Raw genomic sequence first — 22,850 nt, 5'->3', positions numbered from 1 at the left:
AGGATTTATTCATAAACTGCCTTATACCAGCCGACTCTTTGTTTATACCATTCGAGCATTTTGGGTAGAGATTCTTGCGGAACGAAAATGGTCAGGCCGCAATAGCTTTTGATCGGCAACGCATTTCCTATGGCGGCGTAGTAGGATTTGGGCGTATGGGCCTTGTAGACGACTGCTTTATCCAGGCAACTGATGAAACGATCGTATTGTTCGGCTGTCGCCAACTGCTTGATATAATCATTGAAGTCATAAAGCATTCCTGGGCTACGGTATAAATATTCCAGTCTTTGCATTTTCTTTGGATCGAGACTGTAAATATCGCTTTCGGTCTTATCTGCCAAGATATCATGTGTTACGCTTTTCAGATTATCCAGTTCGCTTGTTTTCGTGAGCGATACGGTCGCATACGGATAGGTATTGTTCAGGTAATGGTTGTAGAATGTTTCACCAACCTTTTCCAGTTGCAGGTCAGTAGCGAACAGTTGCGGCATCATCTCTTCATAAGGCCATCCGTCCGCCATTGTTTCGGTGGGAGAAGCTAAGATATATTCAGCTTTGTTTCTAAGCTCATAAGTGCATTCGACGCTTGCCATGTAGCAGGCATCGAACAGGATAAAATCAAATAGATCATCTGGCAGTCCCTTTGCCAGATCGTCGATCTCCATCCAGTTGTTGCCGTCCTGTCCGAACGCTTTCAGCTTATTCTGGTAGTCGGAAGGAAGCCAGGCTGTCCCATGGCTCCATAACACCAACCCGTAACTGTCTGCCGGATATTGTGAAACCACTTCGCCGATCACGCTCCGCATCACGTCCGGATCAGCCGAATTCTGCTTTTCATAGTCCTTCAGATGGATTTTCTTGACAACACCGTTTTCTTCTTTTATCCGGAGAAGTTCCGGGGGCGAACCGGCGGGAGCATAATAAACGATCAGGTTTCCTCCGTTGAGATTTTTGCTGGTCGCCCCTTCTATCATGCTTTCTATGTTTTTCGAGGCGAAGCTGTTGAGGCTGTTATTGGCCATCATATAGACTAATATGGTGCGGGTTGTCCGGGGTTCCGGAGTCTCGTTCTCGGAGCAGCTTGTGAATCCTAGGCAAAGGATGATAAACAGAGTGATAAGTTTAAATTTCATATACCCCCAATACTAAATAGTTTATTCTACAAAGATATGCAATAAATCTGTCCGAATGTGTATTCAGTATCGATTCTGTTTATAAATATATAGATTTTACATATTTAAATAGGTGTCGGTTCCGATATGCGGCACTCTGAGAAATCGGCCTGGGATGACCCGGTAAATTAATCCGTTTCATACCATCAACTAAATCAAAACACCCCAAGAACTAATTCATAACATATAGTAAAGTATCTGTTGGTAGTCACTATCTATTGCCTATATGTAGTACTACCTATAGACGATATGTAGTGCTACCTATTTGCGATAAGTAGTACTACATATAAATAATATACTGTATGTCTTGATTTAGTTTACTATGACTTCCGAGTTAGTTTAGGGTATGTTTCGGATTAGTTGTTCCGCGAGGGTGGGAGATTCCGGATGAATTGCTTTTTTAATCAAAAGGTTGGAATATATGAAATAGATTGATTTCTACACGTTTTCGTCTCTTTCGTTGCGGATGGCGCGTGGAGATTTGCCGAAGTTGGCCCGGCAGAAATGGGAAAAGTTAGACAAGGATTCGAAACCGTACTTATAGCAGATCTCGGATATGCTTGCATTCGTGGTTATCAGGTCGTTTTGTATATCCAGGCATTTCTTTTTGGTCATCCATTGGTAAGCAGGCTCTCCGAACGTATCTTTGAATAAACGCCGGAAGGTGGTAGTGCTGTATCCTCCTAATTGAGCAAAAGACTCGACATCTTTCGCTTTCAGGTAATTTTGCATGACAAAGTAGCGGAATGTTTGGCTATACCTATATATAGGTGCATAAAAATAGGCGATCTCTTTCAATGTATAATAGCAGTTGAGCAGGAAATACAACTCCGTCTGCTTGGCTTTCAGGAATTCCACACACAGGAGTTCGTTGTTGAGGTACATTTTGAGCCCGTTGATAAAAAGGCGCAAAGGGAAACACATATCCATGACGACAGGGAGCATGGGAGACTCTTTCGCCAGTTCCAGTCCTTTGTTGAAACGGTCGGTACAAATGTTTTGCGGAGTCTCGAACAGGTAAAGGATGCATTCCGTGGATTCCAGGATGTGGAACTCTACACGTGAACCGATCGGCTGCATGATGAACTGCCCGTCGTGAAATACCGTATCCGGATGCTCGTCGCTGGTTACCCGAACGGAGCCGGATATCAGAAAATAGATCGTATTTTGTGAACACCGTTCTTTCGGGATCATCATTCCTTTCGGGAAAGAACGGTATTTGAATATCTGTTTCTGATAGTGGGAGCAAGAAGAACAGTCTGTATATTTCTGACAGATAAAATCTGACATCCGTGGCTGAATTTAAAGTTTTACCTTTTTGCTTTTACCTTGATTTTCATTATGGAAACGATCTACGGCTGTGACTACATAACGGTATTTGCGCTTTCCGTCGTCGTAGGGTAGCAGATAGTTCGTCTCGCGTGTGACCGCTACGATCTTAGAAGGATCGTCCAGATTGACCGATTCCTTGTTTTCGAAGCGGTAAATGACGAAATAGCTTGCCAATTCGGGATTGGTCTTGCTCTGTTCCGCCTGCCAGTGCAACATATAGCCCTGGGCAGTCCATTCGGCTTTCAGTTTCTTGACCTCTTGCGGAGCCCGGTTGTGCAGATGGGTGTAGGCCGGGATCAATGCCGGATAACGGTGGTAGTTCTGTTTCAGGCTGTCGGCCACCCCTTTGTTATTCCAGAGTATTTCGTTTGCAGGCCAAAAGCAATTGCCTTTTACTTTCGAGAGTGAACGTTCGTAAAGCATTTTGCGGGTGAGCTGGTCTGCTTTCATGGTACGTGCTACGTTTTGGCCGATATACAGATGCGTGCCTTCCCGCGTCGCGTTTTTGTTCCACCATTGGATCAGCGTGATATAGTCGGCAGCCGGATGTCCGATCTCCCAATATATCTGTGGAATGTTATAGTCTATCCAACCCTCTTTTACCCAGCGTGCCACATCGGCATACAGGTCGTCGTAGTTTTGCAATCCGTTGGTGTTGCTGCCTGAACCGTCGGGTGTGCTTTTTTTGTTGCGGTAGATGCCGAACGGACTGATGCCGAATCTTACCCACGGTTTGGATAATAGGATGGTACGCTTGATCTCACGAATCAGCTTGTTTACATTTTCTCTTCGCCATTCTGCACGTTGTGATACTTTATATCCTTTGTTCAATCCGTATTTTTGAAAACTTTTGTCGTCCGGGAAAGGCATGCCCGCTACCGGATAGGGGTAGAAATAGTCATCCATATGGATCGCGTCTATATCGTAACGGCTCACGATATCCCGTACCACTCGGCAGATGAACTGCCGGCTTTCCGGTAGTCCCGGGTCAAACAGGATTTGCTTGTTGTAGGTCACGAACCATTCCGGATGCTTATTATATATATGTGAATCGGCAAAACGGGTATTCCCGGCTGTGCTTGCCCGATAAGGGTTCAGCCAGGCGTGGAATTCCATATTCCGTTTGTGGCATTCTTCGATCAGGAAGGCCGTCACATCGAAGTCTCCGGCCGGGGCGAGTCCCTGCCTGCCGGTATAGAAACGGCTCCAGGGTTCGATGTCGGATTTATAGAAGGCGTCGGCTTCCGGGCGTACCTGGAAGATGATAGCGTTGATCCCGCATTTTTGCAGATAGTTGAGCTTGCGGATAAAGTCTTTCCGCATTTGTGCGGGTGTCATATCCTTATATTCTCCCTGGAAAGCTGTCTGTATCCAAGCTCCGCGAAATTCTCGTTTCGCTTCTTTTCCAGTCGGTTGCTGCGGTATTTGTTGTGTCGTCTTACAGGATGTTACTGCTCCAAGCAACAAGATCAGTAACAGACGGAGGTGTTTTGCCATCATGAAGTCTGTGATTTGAGATTCTTTTGTTTGTTGTCTTATATACTTTGTACAAGCCGACACAAAGATAGCAAAAGTTTAAAAGTCTCTATCGTTTTTTATGTTATAAACAATGGTTTTGGAAATAATGCTGGATAAAAACTTGTTTGAAAAAGCATTTTTGAAAAGATATAAATCAATATAGAAACCAGAGGTGAAAGATAATCTTGCTACTTTTACCGTCGGAATCTTAAAAAGAACAGATCATGAGAAAACCTCTGTTTAAAACATTGCTTTGCCTTTCGTTGTTGGTCCCTTTTACGGGAAATGGGCAAGATAAAAATGCACTTGAGGCCGGTTTTATGAATCCGGCTGAAAAGGTACAAACTTCCGTTTATTGGTATTGGATCTCCGGGAATATCTCGGAAGAAGGAGTGAAGAAGGACCTGTATTCGATGAAAGAAGCTGGGATCAACCGGGCTTTTATCGGGAATATCGGCTTGGAAGGGATTCATACGCCCTATAAGACCGTTCCGTTTTATAGTGAAGAATGGTGGAAGATATTGCATGCAGCCCTTAAAACAGCGACGGAGTTAGGGATAGAGATCGGTATCTTTAATTCACCCGGATGGAGCCAGTCGGGCGGTCCGTGGGTGAAACCGGAGCAGGCGATGCGTTATCTGGCATCGGTAAAGGCGGAAGTCAGTGGAGGAAAACAGGTAGAAGTGGTTTTGGCGAAACCCGATAAAGACTTTCAGGATGTGAGGGTGATCGCTTTTCCCTCTGTCGAAAAGAAAGCGACCCGGTTGTCGGCGGCAAATGCAAAAGTGACATCTGCTATGTCTTTGCAAAACCTGAACAGCCTGATTGACGGAGATAAGGAGACTGCCGTGCTTTTTACGGAAAAAAGCGAAAAGCCGGTGGCGATTGATTTCAGGACGGACCAACCGTTTACTTTACGCAGTTTGCAAATCTTCCCTGCCCGTCAGCCGATTCAAACCAATGCCCGTTTATTAGTAAAAGAGAACGGAGGCTATCGGATGCTGTCCGAATTTAAGATCGACCGTTTCAATGCGAATTTGAATGTCGGCTTCGATCCGTATGCTCCGGTTGTTATCTCTGTCCCGGAGACGACGGCAAGCGAGTTCCGGTTGGAACTGGCTAACACGGCATCTGGTATGGGATTGGGAGAGGTGGAATTCTTGTCCCTTCCTGCTGTGGAACGTTATCCCGAAAAGACATTAGCCAAGATGTTTCAGACTCCGCTTCCTTATTGGCATGAATACCAGTGGCCGGTACAACCGGAAGTGGGTGATCCCTCTCTGGTTATCGATCCGGGGAAAGTATTGGATATTTCTGCTTTCTTGCAAGGAGACCGCCTTGTCTGGAAAGCTCCGGCGGGAGAATGGACGATCCTGCGTACCGGTATGCTCCCGACGGGCGTGACGAACAGCCCGGCTGATCCCGAAGCAACCGGACTGGAGATAGATAAGATGAGCCGCAAGCATGTAGAAGCGCATTTCGAGGCTTTCATGGGTGAAATCTACCGTCGTATTCCGGCTGAAGACCGTGCTTGTTGGAAAGTAGTCGTACAAGATAGTTACGAAACGGGCGGACAAAACTTTACCGACGATTTCTTGTCGGAATTCCAGGCGCGTTACGGCTATGACCCGTTACCGTTTCTTCCCGCTTATGAAGGATATGTGGTCGGGAGCGAGGATCGTTCCGACCGTTTCCTTTGGGATTTGCGCCGTCTGATCGCAGATAAGGTCGCATACGATTATGTCGGCGGCTTACGGGAGGTGTGCCATAAATATGGCTTGACGACCTGGTTGGAAAACTACGGGCACTGGGGGTTCCCCGGTGAGTTCCTGCAATATGGCGGACAATCGGACGAGATAGGAGGAGAGTTCTGGAGTTTTGGCGATTTGGGGAATATCGAGAACCGTGCCGCCTCTTCCTGTGGACATATCTATGGAAAGCAGAAGATTTCGGCCGAATCGTTCACCAGCGGAGGGACGCCTTTCAGCTGTTATCCTGCCATGATGAAACAGCGTGGCGACCGTTTCTTTACGGAAGGAATCAATAATACGTTGTTGCATGTCTATATCTCGCAGCCTTCGGAAGAACGGGAGCCGGGGATGAACGCCTGGTTCAGCAGCGAATTCAACCGGCTGAACACTTGGTATCCACAGATGGATTTGTTTACATCCTATCTGAAACGAGTCAACTATATGTTGCAACAAGGCTTGAATATTGCCGATGTCGCTTATTTCATCGGCGAAGATGCTCCCAAGATGACCGGTATCGTAGACCCTGAACTGCCGAAAGGCTACCAGTTCGATTATATCAATGCCGAGGTGATCGAGCGCGACCTCTTTGTCAAGGACGGTTTACTGACGTTGCCTCACGGCACTCAATACCGGATACTGGTACTTCCGAAGCTTGAAACCATGCGTCCCGAACTGCTTGCCAAGATCAAGAAACTGATCGAAGACGGCGCAGTTGTCTTAGGTCCGGCTCCGAAACGTTCGCCGAGTGGAGAATCATTCCCGACGGCTGACAGGCAGGTTGAAAAGTTGGCCGGCGAATTATGGTCAGGTCTGGACGGGCGAAGTGTGAAGGCTGTCAAAAGAGGAAAGGGCGAATTGCTGTTCGGTATGACAATGGAGGAGGCCTTGAAGTATATCGGTTGTGTGCCGGATTGCGGATTGCCGGCAGATGCTCCGGTTCTCTATGGACATCGTTCTGCCGGAGATGCCGATATCTATTTTATCTCCAACCAGAAAGACGAGATGATTGAGATCCGTCCGGAATTTCGTATCCGTTCAAGGCAACCGGAATTGTGGGATGCGACAACAGGCCGTATTCGTACGCTTCCGGCCTATGAGGAGACAGCTGCGGGGACAGTCGTTCCATTGAAGTTGTATCCTTATGAGAGTGCTTTCGTCGTGTTCCGTCGGCCGGCCACAAAAGCAGAGGGGACAGGGTTACAACTAAACTATCCGGTTCTGCAGACGCTCGTCCGCCTGGATGCTCCCTGGAAAGTGTCCTTTGAGGAAAAGAGAAGAGGCCCCGCAAGCCAGACCTTTGCCCGCCTGGAAGATATCAGTAAGAACGAGAACCCCGATATCCGCTATTATTCCGGTACGATTTGGTACGAAACGGAATTTAAGTTGAAAAAGAAGCCTGAGGGCGAATTGTATCTGAATCTGAACGATGTCGGTGTGATGGCAAAAGTGAAGATCAACGGTCAGTATGCCGGTGGTGTCTGGACGGCTCCCTACCGGGTAAATGTCACGGATTTGGTTCGTAAAGGAAAGAATAAAGTCGAGATAGAGGTCGTTACCACTTGGATGAACCGTTTGATCGGCGACAGCGGTTTGCCGGAATCCGAACGGAAAACCTGGACACCCTGCAATAGCTGGAAACCAACCGATATGTTGCAGAAATCCGGCTTGGTCGGCCCCGTTTGTATAGAATGTGTAAATTGATTGTTTCCGAATGTGAATGTCAGTCGTTTACTTGGCAAAACGGCAATCCTTTTTTACCTTTGCGTTGTTTATATTGGGTACGGATTACACAGATGTGTAATCCGTGTCTATATGTCAGGCTGATAAATCATCATTATGTCCGAAAACAATTCTATATTCATCAAAGGAGCTCGAATCAATAACCTGAAAAATATCGATGTCGAGATCCCCAGAGATAAACTGGTCGTTATAACCGGCCTTTCCGGTAGTGGAAAATCATCATTGGCATTTGATACGTTGTATGCGGAGGGGCAGCGCCGCTATGTGGAGAGCCTTTCGGCCTATGCCCGTCAGTTCTTGGGGCGTATGAGCAAGCCGGAATGTGACTATATCAAAGGTATTCCCCCTGCCATTGCCATCGAACAAAAGGTGAACACCCGTAACCCACGTTCGACGGTGGGAACCTCTACGGAGATATACGAATACCTTCGGCTCCTGTATGCCCGTATCGGGAAAACCATCTCTCCCGTGTCGGGGAAGGAGGTGAAGAAACATCAGGTGAGCGATATCGTGAAAGAAGTTTTGGGTTATCCCGCCGGGACTCGTTTTGCCGTATACGCCCCTGTCGTCCTGCCGGATGGGCGCAGTATCAAGGAACAATTGGAAATCCTGCAAAAAGAAGGTTACACCCGTTTGTCTATCAATGAGACCGTTTACCGTATCGGTGAAGTATTGGCGGATGACGCATTGCTTTCCTACCCGGTGATCGAACTGTTGATAGACCGTCTGGTCGTATCGGATGACAAGACATTGAAAAGCCGTCTTGCTGATTCTGCCGAAACGGCATTTTTTGAAGGGCACGATACCTGTATCATCCGTATCTACACATCCGAAGGAACGGTTGTAAAAGAATATTCCAAGAAATTCGAGGCCGATGGTATGGTGTTCGAGGAACCGACCGATATGATGTTCAGTTTTAATAACCCGTTAGGCGCCTGCCCGACTTGCGAAGGTTTCGGGAAGGTGCTCGGTATCGATGAAAATCTGGTCGTGCCGGATAAAAGCTTGTCTGTTTTCCAGGGAGCGGTAGTCTGCTGGAAAGGCGATGTGATGGGAGAATGGCTGAAAGAGTTTATAGTGAAGAGCGAGAAATATAACTTCCCGATCCATCGTCCTTATTACGATCTGACGCAAAAGGAGAAAGACTTGCTTTGGCACGGTGCCCGCGGACTGCACGGCATCGATGACTTTTTTAAATTTGTGGAAGAGAACCTGTATAAGATACAGTACCGTGTGATGTTAGCGCGTTATCGTGGAAAGACCGTTTGCCCGACTTGCAAAGGGTCCCGTCTGCGTCCCGAAGCCCTTTATGTAAAGGTAGGGGGAAAGGATATTGCGGAACTGGTTACCCTTCCGATCACGGAAGCAAAAGCCTTTTTCGATCACCTTCAACTTGACGAGAACGAGGCATCCATTGCCAAACGTTTGCTGACGGAGATCGCTAACCGCCTGCAATTCCTGTTGGATGTGGGGTTGGGTTATCTGACGCTTGACCGCCTGTCTTCCTCTCTTTCCGGAGGAGAAAGCCAGCGTATCAATTTGGCGACCTCTTTGGGGAGTAGCTTGGTCGGGTCTCTTTATATATTGGACGAGCCGAGTATCGGGCTCCATTCTCGTGATACCGATTTGCTGATCAAGGTGCTCCGGCAATTGCAAGCATTAGGTAATACGGTTGTTGTGGTGGAGCATGACGAAGAGATTATCCGTGCGGCCGATTACATTATCGACATCGGTCCGAAGGCCGGTCGCCTGGGTGGGGAAGTGGTCTATCAGGGTGATGTGGACGATTTGAAAACCAGTAGCAACAGCTATACCGTCCGGTATCTGACGGGAGAGGACCAGATAGAAGTGCCCCTTTATCGTCGTCCCTGGAATAATTATATCGAGGTGAAAGGTGCCCGTAAAAACAATTTGAAAGGGATTGATGTGAAGTTCCCTTTGAATGTGATGACAGTCGTAACAGGTGTCAGCGGTTCGGGTAAAAGTTCGCTCGTGCGTGATATTTTCTACGAAGGTGTCAAGCATTATTTAGACGAGGCTGCCCGCTTGATGGTTGACTGTTCCGGCTTGGAAGGCGATATGCACATGATCAAAAGTATCGAGTTTGTCGACCAGAACTCCATCGGAAAGAGTTCCCGTTCCAACCCGGTGACCTATATCGGGGCCTATGATGAGATCCGTAAACTTTACGGTGAGCAGCCTTTGGCTAAGCAGATGGGCTATTCGGCTGCCTATTTCTCCTTTAATAAGGAAGGCGGGCGATGTGAAGAATGTAAAGGAGAAGGCAGGATCACGGTCGAGATGCAGTTCATGGCCGATATCACCCTCGAATGCGAAACCTGCCACGGCAAGCGCTTCAAACAGGATGTGCTCGATGTCGAATATCACGGTGCGAGTATCTATGATATGCTGGAAATGACCGTGAACCAGGCGATTGAGTTCTTTGGACAATATCCGGGATCACAGGAAAAGAAGATTGTCAAAAAGTTGAAACCCCTCCAGGATGTTGGGTTGGGGTATATTAAACTCGGACAGACTTCATCCACTTTGTCCGGTGGTGAAAATCAGCGTGTGAAACTTGCTTACTATTTGGGTCAAGAGAAGCAGGAACCGACACTTTTCGTCTTTGACGAGCCGACGACTGGCCTGCATTTCCATGATATCAAGACGTTGCTAAAGGCTTTCAATGCCCTGATCGATAAAGGTCATACGGTTGTCATTATCGAACATAACATGGATGTGATCAAATGTGCCGACTATCTGGTAGATCTCGGCCCCGAAGGTGGGAATGCCGGAGGAAATCTGGTTTGCACCGGAACGCCGGAGGAGGTGGCCATGTGCGAGGCATCTTATACGGGAAAATATTTAAAGGATAAACTCTGATAAAATGGAGAGGCGCGTTAGTAAAACACGTCTGTCACGATAATTCGAGGAAGGTGTGCCAATTTGATATCACTGGACGCAGATGACGCAGAATACACAGATAGACGTAGGTTTATTTTGCTGATAATTAATAATATCTGCGTTGATCTGCGCTCGTCTTCGTTGTTTGTGTCCCATGAATACCGATATTTGACACACCTTTCTCAAACTATGTCTGAATTAGTGAGCAGGATTTTGTTTCGACTATTTTATTTTTTGCTCTTTTCCTGCTCTGTAACCTGATGAACGCGGTCGGCAACATATTCTACTTTGTCCAAGCCTGCGTCTTTCAGGTTCATCGCTTCTTCTTTTGCCTTTGAAGCGAGGTGGTGGAGGTTTGCGTGGAGGCAACGGAATTTTCCATCATCTTCCATTTTGCGGAGTACATAACCTGTGACAACTCCGACTACCATACCGATTAATAAATCTTTCATACCATTACGTTTTTAAATGATTACTACTTTAGTTTTGTTTATTCAAAACAAGAGGTAAATCCGTATTGTTTCGGTTTTTAAAGTATTTATAGGTATTGCGGGAAAATATACGGCAACCCGTTTCTTTCCGCTGAAAGAGGATTGCCGTATAAAAGTTAGGAATAAGGTCTTGGTGATTTCTTCACGTCTTCAAAATAAGTAATATAAGTGTGTGTTTCTCTTTTTTACAGACAAAGGTAGAAGGGGGATGTTACAAAATTGTTACAGTGGGTGTACAGTCTCGTTAAAATGTTTTACTAAAATAAAGGACTGCTATTGCAGGGTCATTGAAATACTGTATTTTTGTGGGTATAACAATCAAATAAATCAAGACAATATGGCTCAGTACAAACGTATCCTGTTGAAATTAAGCGGAGAATCGCTTATGGGAGGTAAACAATATGGTATAGACGAAGTTCGTCTGAACGAATATGCGACGCAGATCAAGGAAATTGCCGAAATGGGTGTCCAGATTGGAATTGTGATTGGTGGCGGCAACATCTTTCGCGGCCTGAGCGGGGCTTCCAAAGGCTTCGACCGTGTGAAAGGCGACCAGATGGGGATGCTGGCAACGGTCATCAACAGTCTGGCCTTGAGTTCTGCCCTCGTCGCTCAGGGCGTGAAAGCCAAAGTGCTGACTGCTATCCGTATGGAACCGATCGGCGAGTTTTATAACAAATGGCGTGCGATCGAATTGCTTGAACAGGGCCATGTTGTGATTATGTCGGGCGGTACTGGCAATCCGTTTTTTACGACTGACACAGGTTCTTCCCTGCGTGGTATCGAGATCGAAGCGGATGTGATGCTGAAAGGAACCCGTGTAGATGGTATCTATACTGCCGATCCGGAAAAGGATCCGACTGCTACCAAGTTCTCGGACATCACCTACGACGAAATCTATACGCGCGGCCTCAAGGTGATGGACCTGACAGCCACCACGATGTGTAAGGAAAACAATCTTCCGATCATCGTCTTCGACATGGACACCAACGGTAATCTGAAAAAGGTGATGAGCGGTGAAAACATCGGAACGCTGGTGCATAATTAATGCTGAAATGAATAACAAACGTATAGGGGTGCTTGCGAGTGCCCTGGTGGGTTGTATCTTCACCTTGAGTGCGCAAGACCTGACAATGAAAATAACGAAGAGATACCTCAATCTGCCGGTTTCGCATCAGGTAGACCGGGCTCTGATGACATTTGATGTGGGAGGGCGGCAAGAGCGGGTGTTTGAGATTCGTTTGGCCTCGGGAAAACCGGACTATTGGGTGTTTTGCGATATGTCTGCCTTGAAGAACAAAGAGATAAAAATATCTTATACTGGGAATAAAACAGGTATAAACAAGATTTATCAAGCAGATGAAATAACCGGGCAAGATAGCTTGTATAAAGAAACCAACCGTCCGCAAATCCACTATACTCAACGTAGAGGATGGAACAACGATCCTAATGGATTGCTGTATTATGACGGTGAATATCACTTGTTCTACCAACATAATCCGTATGAACGCGGCTGGGGGAATATGCATTGGGGGCATGCAGTAAGCAATGATTTGATACATTGGGAAGAGCTACCGATCGCCCTGTATCCCGACGAACACGGTACGGTGTTTTCCGGTTCGGCAGTGATCGACTATGACAATACTTCCGGCTTCGGAAAGAATGGTATTCCGGCGATGGTGGCTATTTATACAGCTGACAACCCGGAAAAGCAGGTGCAATGTATAGCCTATAGCCTGGATAAAGGACGCACTTGGACAAAATATAAGGGCAATCCGGTGATCGATTCTAAGGCCAAATGGAACAGTAAGGATACTCGCGATCCGAAAGTCTTTTGGCATAAACCATCAGGTAAATGGGTCATGGTGCTGAATGAGCGCGATGGACATTCCATATACAACTCTGACAGCTTGAAAGACTGGACGTTTGAAAGCCATATTACCGGTTTTTGGGAGTGCCCTGAATTGTTCGAACTCCCTGTCGATGGGAATAAGGACAATACTAAATGGGTGATGTATGGTGCTTCCGGGACTTATATGTTGGGTGTGTTTGACGGAAAGAAATTTACACCTGAATCCGGCAAATATTACTATTCGACCGGTTCTATCTATGCTGCCCAGACGTTTACGAATATACCTGAGTCGGATGGCCGTCGTATTCAGATCGGTTGGGGGCGTATCTCTCATCCGGGAATGCCTTTTAACGGGATGATGTTATTCCCGACGGAGTTGTCTTTGAGAACGACGAAAGACGGCATTCGCCTGTTTAGTAAACCGATCGACGAACTTGACCGCTTGCAGACCTCAGTCGGAAAGTGGAGAGCGCTGACGGCAGATAAAGCTGATGAACTGCTTCGGCAGTATAAGGATGCAAGTACATTGCGTATCCGTACAATCCTCAAATTGTCTCATGCCACGAATGCCGGCCTGAACCTGTTCGGGCAGTCATTACTGGATTACGATATGAATTACAATCGGATCAATGGTGTGTTTTATTCGCCCGAGGACATGACAAGCATGGAAATCGCGGCCGATATTATCTTGGATAAAACTTCTATTGAAGTTTATATTGATGATGGGGCTTATTCTTATTCGATGGAGCGTCGGCCGGACTTGAAAAACAGGGAAGGATTCCATTTTTTTGGAAATAATATCGAAGTAAAAGAAATGGAAGTATACACGTTCCGATCCATCTGGGAGTAATTTAGAAAATATAAAATAAGTAAATTAATGAAAGATAGTAAACCTGTTGTTGTCGGTATAGGCGAACTCCTTTGGGATGTGTTGCCAACGGGGAAGCGTGCCGGAGGCGCTCCGATCAATTTTGTATACCATGCTACCCAATTGGGGGCCGAAGGATATGCGGTCAGCGCGGTCGGGAATGACGTGTTTGGGACGGAGATCGTCCAGGAGTTGGATAAGAACGGTATCTGCCATTTGCTGGGGACAGTCGAATATCCTACCGGAAGCGTGATGGTGGAGTTGAAAGACGGTATCCCGACCTATACGATTATAGAAGGTGTTGCCTGGGATCATATACCTTTGACTCAGGAAGCCGTCGATCTGGTGAAAGAAGCGGATGCCATCTGCTTCGGTACGTTGGCGCAGCGTTCGCCCGAATCGCGTGCGACGATTCATGCGTTACTTTCCTATGCCCGTAAAGAGGCGCTTCGGTTTTTCGATGTCAATATCCGCCAGTCTTACTACTCGAAGGAGTTGATCGCCAGTCTGCTGGAAGAGGCGAATGTATTTAAGATCAATGACGAGGAACTCGACCTGATACGTGAAATGTTCTCCCTTTCGGAGGATGAAGATACAGCTTGCCGCCAATTGGTTGAGCGTTACAGCCTGCGCTATATGATTTTGACTGCCGGCAGTCGCTACAGTTCTGTCTATACGGTTGCCGACAAGTCGACGATTCTTACTCCCAAAGTCGAGGTGGCTGATACGGTCGGGGCGGGAGATTCTTTCTCTGGAGCATTCGTTTATTCTATATTAGCCGGTAAATCCTTGCGCGAAGCCCATCAAACAGCTGTCGGGACAGCAGCTTTTGTTTGTACGAAAGAGGGTGCATGGCCTGCTTATCCTATATAAAGACTGATTATGAAAGAGAAAAGCTTGTATATAAGGCTGATCCCAGTGATGTTAGTTTTCTTCACGATGGGATTTGTGGATTTGGTAGGAATTGCCTCCAACTATGTGAAGTTGGATTTAGGATTGACGGATTCCGAAGCGAATATCTTTCCTTCTTTAGTGTTCTTCTGGTTTCTGATCTTTTCCGTCCCGACGGGAATGTTGATGAATAAGATCGGACGGAAAAAGACGGTCATGCTGAGCCTGGTTGTTACCTTCGTGTCGTTGCTGATCCCATGTTTCGGCGATGGCTATATGGTGATGTTGGTCTCTTTTTCTTTATTAGGGATTGGGAATGCTTTGATGCAGACCTCTCTGAACCCGCTTCTCTCTAATATTATTACTGAAGATAAGTTGGCGAGTAGTTTGACTTTCGGGCAGTTTGTCAAGGCGATCGCTTCTTTTCTGGCGCCCTATATCGCCATGTGGGGAGCGACTGCGGCGATCCCTTCGCTGGGATTGGGCTGGCGTGTACTGTTTCCGATCTATATGGTGATAGCAATTGTGGCGATTTTACTGTTGGGGGCGACTTCTATCAAGGAAGAGGCACCTGAAGGCAAACCTTCCACATTTGCCGAATGCATTGCCTTATTGGGTAACCCGTTTATCCTGTTGATGTTTGTCGGTATCATGTGTCATGTCGGCATAGATGTCGGCACGAATACTACCGCCCCGAAGATCCTAATGGAACGGTTGGGGATGGACATACATGCGGCAGCGTTTGCAACGAGCCTCTATTTTATCTTCCGTACGGTCGGTTGCCTGACTGGTTCGTTGATCCTGGCCCATTGGACACCGAAGAAATTTTTTGTTGTCAGTGTCGTGTTGATGGTAGCTTCGATGGCGGGTTTCCTTTTGTTCGACAGCAAGGCTCTGCTATATGTCAGCATCGCTTTGGTCGGATATGGCAATTCGAACGTCTTCTCCATCCTTTTCTCTCAGGCTTTATTGTCGATGCCCCAACGGCAGAACGAAGTATCCGGCTTGATGATTATGGGACTTTTCGGTGGAACGGTTTTTCCGCTCTTGATGGGCTTTGCTTCTGATGCTCTTCATTCGCAGACAGGCGCCTTGCTGGTTTTGGCAGTCGGAGTGTTTTACCTGCTTTTCCTTTTTACAAAGCTGAAGTAGTCCCAGCGGTTCGGGAATAACATATTTCCATAAACAGTTTGCCAAAAAGAAAAACTTTACTATTTTTGTTTGCCTAACAAACAAAGAAAACAAAAATATACAATCACTTATGGCAGATATAAAACAGTATGTAAAGGCGGCAGAAGAGAAGATGACCTTTGCGATCGAATATTTGGATGAACAGTTGTCTCATATTCGTGCCGGTAAGGCGAATCCGAAAATCTTGGATTGCGTGAGAGTAATGTATTACGGTGCTCCTGTTCCTTTGACAAATGTGGCTACCGTAACTGTTCCGGATGCGAGAACGATCATGATTACTCCTTGGGAGAAGAAGATTATCAAGGATATTGAAAAAGGGATCATGGATTCCGAAGTCGGTATCACTCCTGAAAACAATGGTGAAGTGATTCGTTTGGGTATTCCTCCTCTGACGGAAGAACGTCGTCGTCTGTTGGCTAAACAATCTAAGCAGGAAGCGGAAACTGCTAAAATCAGTATTCGTAACGCTCGCCGTGATGCAATTGAGCAATTGAAGAAGAGCATTAAGACTGACGGAACTCCTGAGGATGTCGAGAAAGATGCAGAAGCAGAAGTTCAGAAGGTTCATGACAAGTATATCAAGAAAGTAGATGAACTCTACGCTGCAAAAGAAAAAGAAATAATGACGGTATAACGAGTTGAGAGTTGAAAGTGGCGGAATAGATCCTTCCTTTCCTCCTTATCTTTCAACTTTCAATTTTCAACTTTCAATTAACATGAGGGGATTGGTTATTAAGAATACGGGTAGCTGGTATACCGTACGCACCGATGATGGTCGCGATATAGAAAGTAAGATCAAAGGAAATTTCCGCCTGAAAGATATCCGTACCACCAATCCTGTTGCGGTCGGAGACCGGGTCGATATTGATATCAATACCGAAGGGACCGCCTTTATCACCAAGATCGAAGACCGGAAGAATTACATCATCCGCCGCGCTTCCAATCTTTCCAAGCAGTCGCATATTATCGCCGCGAACGTAGACCAGGCGATGCTGATCGTGACAGTCAACTATCCGATTACCACTACCGTTTTTATCGACCGTTTTCTTGCTACAGCCGAGGCTTATCGTGTGCCGGTGAAGTTGGTCTTCAACAAAATAGATCGCTATCATGGCGGTGACCGGGAATTATTGGACGATTTGGTCACTCTGTATACGACGATCGGCTATCCTTGCTCTATGCTTTGTGCCCGTACCGAAGAGGGCTTGGATGTGTTGAGAGAAGACCTTAAAGGGAGAATCACTTTATTGTCGGGTCATTCAGGTGTGGGGAAATCAACTATTATCAATAAACTGATCCCAGGTGTCAATCTCCGTACCGGCGATATCTCCGAATACCATAACAAGGGAATGCATACTACCACCTTCTCTGAGATGATTCCTTTGTCGGATGGCGGTTACCTGATTGACACTCCAGGTATCAAAGGTTTTGGCACGATCGAAATGGAAGGTGCGGAAATCGCTCATTACTTCCCTGAAATATTCAAATTCTCCGCTGATTGCAAATTCAATAACTGCTCTCACCGCCATGAGCCGGGCTGTGCCGTCTTGCGTGCCGTAGAAGAACATTATATCAGCGAATCGCGATATAAAAGCTACCTGAGTATTCTTGATGATAAACAGGAGAGCAAGTATAGGGAAGAATATTAGACTGCCGGCAAGCTCATCCCTGTGATCTTGCGGTATAAATCCAATGCATATACATCTGTCATGCCGGAGATATAATCGAGGACGCACTGTACTTTGCCGTAGACGGTCGGTGCGTTTGTGTCGTACTGTTCCGGGATGCGTTGCAACAGGAGCTTACTGTAGGCATGATCCTGGTTCATGACAGCTTCTGTCAGCGTGTCGATCAAATGACTGAAGATATGGTAACCTGCTAGTTCAATGTCTAAAACTTCTTTGGCGCGGTATATCTTTTTGTAAGCGGTTTTTGAGCAGGTGTCGTATGCGGCTTTTGCCTGATCGCAAATGTTATCGATAAGCGGAGTGTTGTATGTTCCGCTGAGGATATCCTCTTCGTTTTCGAGGAAGATGCGGGAACATTCGTCAACCAAGAGGCCGATGATACAGGAACGTAAGTAGGCGATCTGTTCGTTGGTATCGTCTACCATCTTCATGACACGGACAATATGGTCGAGGCGTTCTCCTTCGAAAAAATTGAGGAGCAACCGGATGGCTTCTTCCGTTGTTAGGATATGCAGTTTGTAGGCATCCTCGATATCCATGATCTGGTAGCAGATATCGTCAGCTGCTTCCACCAAATAAACAAGCGGATAGCGGACGAACCTATTTGCGTCTTCCGGGTTCCGGCTAATGCCTAATTCGTTGGCAATGCGCAGGTAAGCCTCCTCTTCCGACTGGAAGAAACCGAATTTTCCTTTCTTCCCTGCGTAAACGGAAGAATACGGATATTTGATGATGGAGGCAAGCGTGCTGTATGTCAGGGCAAAGCCCCCTTTGCGGCGCCCGATGAACTGGTGGGTGAGCAGACGCATGGCGTTCGCATTCCCTTCGAAATGAAGAAAGTCTTCATAGCGCCCTCCTTCGTTGAGAATCTTTTCCTGTAACTTTTTTCCGTTACCTTCAGCAAAGTAAGCGGAGATCGCCCGTTCTCCTGAATGTCCGAATGGCGGGTTGCCCATGTCGTGGGCAAGACAGGCGGCTGAGACGATGGAACCTATTTCCGGGAAATTGACGCTTCCGTCGGGATATTTCAGCATCAGGCCTTTGGCGACATTGTTGCCTAATGAGCGTCCTACACAGGAGACCTCTAAGCTATGTGTCAAACGGTTGTGCACGAATATACTGCCCGGTAGGGGGAATACCTGAGTCTTGTTCTGTAAACGGCGGAAAGGGGAGGAAAAGATCAGGCGGTCGTAGTCTCGCTGAAAATCGGTGCGTTCATGTTTGCGTTCGTGATATTCTTCCATTCCGAAACGTTTGCCGGAGAGTAATTGATTCCAGTTCATCTTGTCTTGTTTGCTTAATAGATTAATTCTCCTTTTCCTTGGCGGATGATTTCAAAGTCGTCTGTTGTGCAGTTGATGACGGTCGAGGCTTCCGTACCTCCGTAACCGCCGTCGATGACGATGTCCACTAGGTTTTCATACTTCTCCTCGATCAGTTCGGGGTCGGTACTGTATTCGATGATCTCGTCTTTGTCATGCAAAGACATGGTCAAAATCGGATTTCCGAGTTCCCGTACAAGTGTACGGATGATATTATTGTCCGGCACGCGGATCCCTACCTCTTTTCTGTTCTTGTAGATTTTTGGTAGCTCACTGCTGGTCGGCAAGATGAAGGTAAAGGCGCCCGGTAGGTTTTTCTTCATCAACTTGAAAGCAGCGTTGCTCACTTTGGCGTATTCGCTCAGATTGGAAAGATCATAACAGATAATGGACAGGTTACTTTTCTGCGGGTTGACGCCTTTCAGCTGGCAGATCTTTTCGACTGCACGCACATTCAACGCGTCACAACCGATGGCATAAACGGTGTCGGTCGGGTAAATCACGAGGCCACCGTCGCGCATGATATTGACCACCTTGTCTATCTCCCTGAGATTGGGGTTTTCGGGGTATATTTTTACGAGCATAGCGTTATGAGTTGAAAATTGAAAGTTGAAAGCTGAAAGTTTGAGAAAACACGAAGTAAACTTTCCACTTTCACCTTTCCGCTTTCACCTGATTTACGGCTTAACCGTAAATGATGTGTCCGTTTTCGTCGGTATATTCTTCCAGACCTTTGCTGTACTGGTTCATGGCACGAAGGCTCATACCCATGCTTGAGAAGCCACCGTCGTGGTAGAGGTTCTGCATTGTGACTTTGCGGGTGAGGTCGGAGAACATCATAACGCAATAGTCTGCACATTCGTCGGCTGTGGCATTGCCCAGCGGGCTCATCTTTTCGGCGAAATCCATCAAATGATCCATGCCTTTCACGCCACTACCGGCTGTAGTCAATGTCGGTGACTGGGAAATGGTATTGATACGCACGTTCTTTTCACGGCCATAGATGTAGCCGAAACTGCGGGCAATGGATTCCAGTAGGCTCTTGGCATCTGCCATGTCGTTATATCCGAAGAATGTACGTTGTGCTGCCACATATGAGAGGGCGATCACTGAACCGTATTCGGCAATGGCATCCTGCTTTTTGGCAACCTGCAACATCTTGTGAAAAGAGATTGCGGAGATATCCAGTGTCTTTTCCAACATGCTGTAGTCCAAATCATCGTAAGTACGCTTCTTGCGCACGTTCGGGCTCATGCCGATGGAATGTAAAACGAAATCTATCTTACCTCCTAATATTTCTACTGATTTAGAGAAAACCGTTTCCAAATCTTCCACGCTCGTAGCATCCGCCGGAATAACTTCGGCGTGCAACTTCTCAGCCAGAGCATCCACCTGTCCCATACGAACGGCGATCGGTGTATTGCTCAGTGTGATCGTTGCTCCTTCTTCTACGGCTTTTTCAGCCACCTTCCAGGCGATGGACATGTCATTCAGCGCACCGAATATGATGCCTCGCTTGCCTTTCAATAAATTATGACTCATACCTTTTATTTTAATATGTTACGGCACAAAGATAGTAAAAATGTGCAAGATACGCAATCGCTTACATGAAACCCCTTCAAGTCTGGGACAGGATAGGGCCCCCGGATATTTATTCCCTGTAGTACACTCTTTTTACCCTCGGCGAGATAGAGGTAAGTATCTCGTATGGGATGGTCTTTAGTTTGTCCGAAAGTTCGCTGACAGGGAGTTCTTCGCCGAAAATGATGACGGAGTCTCCTTCGTGTGCGTCGGTATCGGTGACATCGATCATGCAGGCATCCATACAGATATTGCCAATGATCGGGCAACGGTGGCCATTAATCACGACCTCGCCACCACCATTGCTGAAATGACGGTCCAAGCCGTCGGCATAACCGATCGGGATAATCGCGATGCGGGAATCGCGCTTTACATAGCTCATCCGGCTGTAGCCGATGGAATCGCCTGCCGGAACGTTTTGTATCTGCAAGATAGTCGTCTTCAGCGTGCTGATGTTACGCAACCCTTTCTGACCGGAGGCACTGACTCCATACAGGCCGATGCCGAGACGTACCATATCCATCTGATAATCGGTGAACCGTTCTATTCCGGCCGAGTTCAGGATATGCTTGATCACCTTGTATTCCAACCCGGCTTCCAGTTCTGCTGCCACGCGGGTGAACGTATCCAGTTGCTTTTTTGTGAAATCGTCGAAGATATAGGAGTCGCTGCCTACGAGATGTGAGAATACGGAGCGAGCTACTACGCCGCTCTGTTCTTTCAGGCGACGGCAAACCTCCGGTACATCTTCCGGCTGGAAGCCTAAACGGTGCATTCCCGTGTCGATCTTGATATGGATCGGATAAGAGGTGATGCCCCTGCGTTCCGTCTCTTTTATCATTGCGTCGAGCAGACGGAAACTGTACACTTCCGGCTCCAGCTGGTTTTCAAACAAGACATTGAAGCTGCTGAATTCCGGATTCATGACGATAAGCGGGATCGAGATGCCCTCCTTGCGCAGTTCTTCTCCTTCGTCGGCAACGGCAACAGCCAGGTAGTCGCAACGATGTTCTTGCAGTGTCTTTGCCAGTTCATAGGAACCGGCTCCGTATCCGAAAGCCTTGACCATGCAGACCATTTTAGTTTCTGGCTTCAGCTTTGAGCGGTAATAGTTGAAGTTATGGACAACGGCATCCAGGTTCACTTCCAAGATCGTCTCATGCACTTTCTTTTCCAGCAGCTCGGATATACGTTCGAAATGAAATTGGCGGGAGCCTTTTATCAGGATCAATTCGTCTTTGAACTTTTTGAAAGACGGAGACTTGATGAATTCATCCGTTGTCAGGTAAAATTCTTTTTCGATATCGAAAGCACCTCCGTACTCTTTCAAGTCACGGCCGATACCGATAATGCGATCGATCTTCTTTCTGCGCACCAAGTCCGCAACTTTCTTATAAAGAGACTTCGGCAACGTTCCCGATTGCAGGATGTCTGAAAGGATTAGTGTGCATTTTAAATTCTTCTCTACGCGGCGGCTCTGTTGGAAGTCGAGGGCGATATCCAAAGAATTGATATCCGAATTATAGGTGTCGTTTATCAATAGGCAGTTGTTGATACCCTGCTTTACGTCCAAGCGCATGGCAACCGGTTCGAGGCGCTTGAATTTTTCGATATCGTTTACGCTTGTCGGTTTCAGATACAACATCACGGCCATACAGTGGATGGCGTTTTCGATAGAAGCGTCGTCCGTAAAAGGAATCGTGTATGTCCGGTCGAAACCTAAAAGCGTGCAGCGGATAATGGTTTCGGAATCCAGTTTCTTGATCGATTCGATATACAAAGGGGCTTCCGAGTCTGTCCGACTCCAAGTGATTGCTTTGTGGGACAGGCAGGCCGACTCGATGCAGTTGGCGATAAAAGCATCGTCGCCATCATAGATGATTGCTTCGCAGTCGTTGAACAACGTCAGCTTTTCTAGACATTTCTGCGTGGAAGAGATAAAGTTCTCCTGATGCGCTTCCCCTATGTTTGTGATTACGCCGATGGTTGGTGCGATGATCGGTTGAAGGCGTTCCATTTCGTCCGGCTGGGAAATGCCTGCTTCGAAGATGCCTAATGTATTTTTGTCGCTCATCTGCCATACCGACAGCGGAACCCCCAATTGCGAGTTGTAGCTCCGGGGGGAGCGGACGATGTTGAACTCGTTGTGCAATAATTGATAAAGAAACTCTTTTACAATCGTTTTCCCGTTGCTTCCCGTAATGCCGATTACCGGAATATTGAAACGTTTCCGGTGATGGGCCGCTAACTTCTGGAGTGCTTTCAGTGTATCCTTGACGACAAGGAAGTTTGCTTCAGGCATCGATTCGAACTCCGGTAAAAAAGTGCTGACTACGAAGTTGCGTACACGTAATTTATATAATCCTTGTATATAATTATGTCCGTCGTTGGTCTTTGTCTGGAGGGCAAAGAATAGACTTTGCTCGGGGAATGAAAGACGGCGGCTGTCGGTAAGCAATATACTGACAGGAGCGTCATATAATTTTGGGGCGTCAGCTCCAATTATCCCGGCGATTTCTTTAATTGAATATTCCATTCTTTTCTCTATA

The 22,850-nt window shown here is 46.9% G+C and carries 16 protein-coding genes; 8 read left to right on the top strand and 8 right to left on the bottom strand.

The genetic code is table 11. The features are described from left to right. Positions 1-5 precede the first annotated feature (5 nt). The 3 genes from KTG12_RS02115 to KTG12_RS02105 all read right to left on the bottom strand — a co-directional run bounded on the left by KTG12_RS02115 (position 6) and on the right by KTG12_RS02105 (position 4,004). Positions 6-1,133 (bottom strand): clostripain-related cysteine peptidase, encoded by a 1,128-nt coding sequence (locus tag KTG12_RS02115; protein WP_138273076.1) that lies wholly within the window; start codon positions 1,131-1,133, stop codon positions 6-8. A gap of 477 nt (positions 1,134-1,610) precedes the next feature. Continuing rightward, positions 1,611-2,462 (bottom strand): AraC family transcriptional regulator, encoded by an 852-nt coding sequence (locus tag KTG12_RS02110; RefSeq protein WP_138273077.1) that lies wholly within the window; start codon positions 2,460-2,462, stop codon positions 1,611-1,613. Between the two features lie 12 nt (positions 2,463-2,474). Next, positions 2,475-4,004: a glycoside hydrolase family 10 protein gene (locus KTG12_RS02105; RefSeq protein WP_005633212.1), complete on the bottom strand. Its 1,530-nt coding sequence runs from the start codon at positions 4,002-4,004 to the stop codon at positions 2,475-2,477. Between the two features lie 242 nt (positions 4,005-4,246). Here KTG12_RS02105 and KTG12_RS02100 point away from each other — a divergent pair, with 242 nt between their 5' ends. Then, complete coding sequence (locus KTG12_RS02100; RefSeq protein ID WP_138273078.1) at positions 4,247-7,474, top strand: glycosyl hydrolase; 3,228 nt, start codon at positions 4,247-4,249, stop codon at positions 7,472-7,474. 135 nt (positions 7,475-7,609) lie between these two features. Beyond that, complete coding sequence (gene uvrA / locus KTG12_RS02095; protein ID WP_022321890.1) at positions 7,610-10,396, top strand: excinuclease ABC subunit UvrA; 2,787 nt, start codon at positions 7,610-7,612, stop codon at positions 10,394-10,396. 248 nt (positions 10,397-10,644) lie between these two features. On the opposite strand, the gene KTG12_RS02090 is transcribed toward uvrA, so the two are convergent. Beyond that, positions 10,645-10,869 carry a hypothetical protein gene (locus KTG12_RS02090; RefSeq protein ID WP_155143423.1) on the bottom strand — a complete coding sequence of 75 codons (225 nt, stop codon included), beginning with the start codon at positions 10,867-10,869 and terminating at the stop codon, positions 10,645-10,647. Positions 10,870-11,245: 376 nt separating this feature from the next. On the opposite strand from KTG12_RS02090, the gene pyrH reads away from it, so the two are divergent. The 6 genes from pyrH (at position 11,246) to rsgA (ending at position 17,359) form a co-directional block, all read left to right on the top strand. Continuing rightward, entirely contained in the window at positions 11,246-11,956 is a 711-nt protein-coding gene (gene pyrH, locus KTG12_RS02085; RefSeq protein WP_008146293.1) for a UMP kinase, read from the top strand. A 7-nt stretch (positions 11,957-11,963) separates the two neighbouring features. After that, on the top strand, positions 11,964-13,610 hold the full coding sequence (locus KTG12_RS02080; RefSeq protein ID WP_155143425.1) for a DUF4980 domain-containing protein: 1,647 nt from the start codon (positions 11,964-11,966) through the stop codon (positions 13,608-13,610). Between the two features lie 27 nt (positions 13,611-13,637). Continuing rightward, entirely contained in the window at positions 13,638-14,501 is an 864-nt protein-coding gene (locus KTG12_RS02075; RefSeq protein WP_005633203.1) for a carbohydrate kinase, read from the top strand. A 9-nt stretch (positions 14,502-14,510) separates the two neighbouring features. Continuing rightward, the gene (locus KTG12_RS02070) at positions 14,511-15,671 is read left to right on the top strand and encodes an MFS transporter (protein ID WP_022321894.1); all 1,161 of its coding nucleotides are present in this window, start codon (positions 14,511-14,513) and stop codon (positions 15,669-15,671) included. Positions 15,672-15,780: 109 nt separating this feature from the next. Beyond that, positions 15,781-16,344 carry a ribosome recycling factor gene (gene frr / locus KTG12_RS02065; protein WP_005633201.1) on the top strand — a complete coding sequence of 188 codons (564 nt, stop codon included), beginning with the start codon at positions 15,781-15,783 and terminating at the stop codon, positions 16,342-16,344. An 82-nt stretch (positions 16,345-16,426) separates the two neighbouring features. Continuing rightward, positions 16,427-17,359: a ribosome small subunit-dependent GTPase A gene (rsgA, locus tag KTG12_RS02060; protein WP_005633200.1), complete on the top strand. Its 933-nt coding sequence runs from the start codon at positions 16,427-16,429 to the stop codon at positions 17,357-17,359. On the opposite strand, the gene dgt is transcribed toward rsgA, so the two are convergent. The 4 genes from dgt to KTG12_RS02040 form a co-directional block, all read right to left on the bottom strand. Further along, complete coding sequence (dgt, locus tag KTG12_RS02055) at positions 17,356-18,681, bottom strand: dGTP triphosphohydrolase (protein WP_005633199.1); 1,326 nt, start codon at positions 18,679-18,681, stop codon at positions 17,356-17,358. The genes rsgA and dgt overlap by 4 nt on opposite strands. Before the next feature lie 14 nt (positions 18,682-18,695). Further along, complete coding sequence (locus tag KTG12_RS02050) at positions 18,696-19,304, bottom strand: L-threonylcarbamoyladenylate synthase (protein WP_005633198.1); 609 nt, start codon at positions 19,302-19,304, stop codon at positions 18,696-18,698. Positions 19,305-19,404: 100 nt separating this feature from the next. Beyond that, positions 19,405-20,262: an enoyl-ACP reductase gene (locus KTG12_RS02045; protein WP_005633196.1), complete on the bottom strand. Its 858-nt coding sequence runs from the start codon at positions 20,260-20,262 to the stop codon at positions 19,405-19,407. A gap of 109 nt (positions 20,263-20,371) precedes the next feature. After that, a complete protein-coding gene (locus KTG12_RS02040) occupies positions 20,372-22,837 on the bottom strand; it encodes a bifunctional UDP-N-acetylmuramoyl-tripeptide:D-alanyl-D-alanine ligase/alanine racemase (RefSeq protein ID WP_122115629.1) in 2,466 nt (821 codons plus the stop codon). Positions 22,838-22,850 lie beyond the last annotated feature (13 nt).

It is taken from the genome of Parabacteroides sp. MSK.9.14, assembly GCF_019041495.1.
GTDB lineage: Bacteria > Bacteroidota > Bacteroidia > Bacteroidales > Tannerellaceae > Parabacteroides > Parabacteroides merdae.
The sequence above is the reverse complement of the archived record's forward strand: the minus strand, read 5'-3'. Positions and strand labels throughout refer to the sequence as shown.

Coding starts and splice junctions, on each gene's coding strand:
- KTG12_RS02115 (WP_138273076.1), bottom strand. CDS start 1,133: ATGAAATTTAAACTTATCACTCTGTTTATCATCCTTTGCCTAGGATTC.
- KTG12_RS02110 (WP_138273077.1), bottom strand. CDS start 2,462: ATGTCAGATTTTATCTGTCAGAAATATACAGACTGTTCTTCTTGCTCC.
- KTG12_RS02105 (WP_005633212.1), bottom strand. CDS start 4,004: ATGATGGCAAAACACCTCCGTCTGTTACTGATCTTGTTGCTTGGAGCA.
- KTG12_RS02100 (WP_138273078.1), top strand. CDS start 4,247: ATGAGAAAACCTCTGTTTAAAACATTGCTTTGCCTTTCGTTGTTGGTC.
- uvrA (WP_022321890.1), top strand. CDS start 7,610: ATGTCCGAAAACAATTCTATATTCATCAAAGGAGCTCGAATCAATAAC.
- KTG12_RS02090 (WP_155143423.1), bottom strand. CDS start 10,869: ATGAAAGATTTATTAATCGGTATGGTAGTCGGAGTTGTCACAGGTTAT.
- pyrH (WP_008146293.1), top strand. CDS start 11,246: ATGGCTCAGTACAAACGTATCCTGTTGAAATTAAGCGGAGAATCGCTT.
- KTG12_RS02080 (WP_155143425.1), top strand. CDS start 11,964: ATGAATAACAAACGTATAGGGGTGCTTGCGAGTGCCCTGGTGGGTTGT.
- KTG12_RS02075 (WP_005633203.1), top strand. CDS start 13,638: ATGAAAGATAGTAAACCTGTTGTTGTCGGTATAGGCGAACTCCTTTGG.
- KTG12_RS02070 (WP_022321894.1), top strand. CDS start 14,511: ATGAAAGAGAAAAGCTTGTATATAAGGCTGATCCCAGTGATGTTAGTT.
- frr (WP_005633201.1), top strand. CDS start 15,781: ATGGCAGATATAAAACAGTATGTAAAGGCGGCAGAAGAGAAGATGACC.
- rsgA (WP_005633200.1), top strand. CDS start 16,427: ATGAGGGGATTGGTTATTAAGAATACGGGTAGCTGGTATACCGTACGC.
- dgt (WP_005633199.1), bottom strand. CDS start 18,681: ATGAACTGGAATCAATTACTCTCCGGCAAACGTTTCGGAATGGAAGAA.
- KTG12_RS02050 (WP_005633198.1), bottom strand. CDS start 19,304: ATGCTCGTAAAAATATACCCCGAAAACCCCAATCTCAGGGAGATAGAC.
- KTG12_RS02045 (WP_005633196.1), bottom strand. CDS start 20,262: ATGAGTCATAATTTATTGAAAGGCAAGCGAGGCATCATATTCGGTGCG.
- KTG12_RS02040 (WP_122115629.1), bottom strand. CDS start 22,837: ATGGAATATTCAATTAAAGAAATCGCCGGGATAATTGGAGCTGACGCC.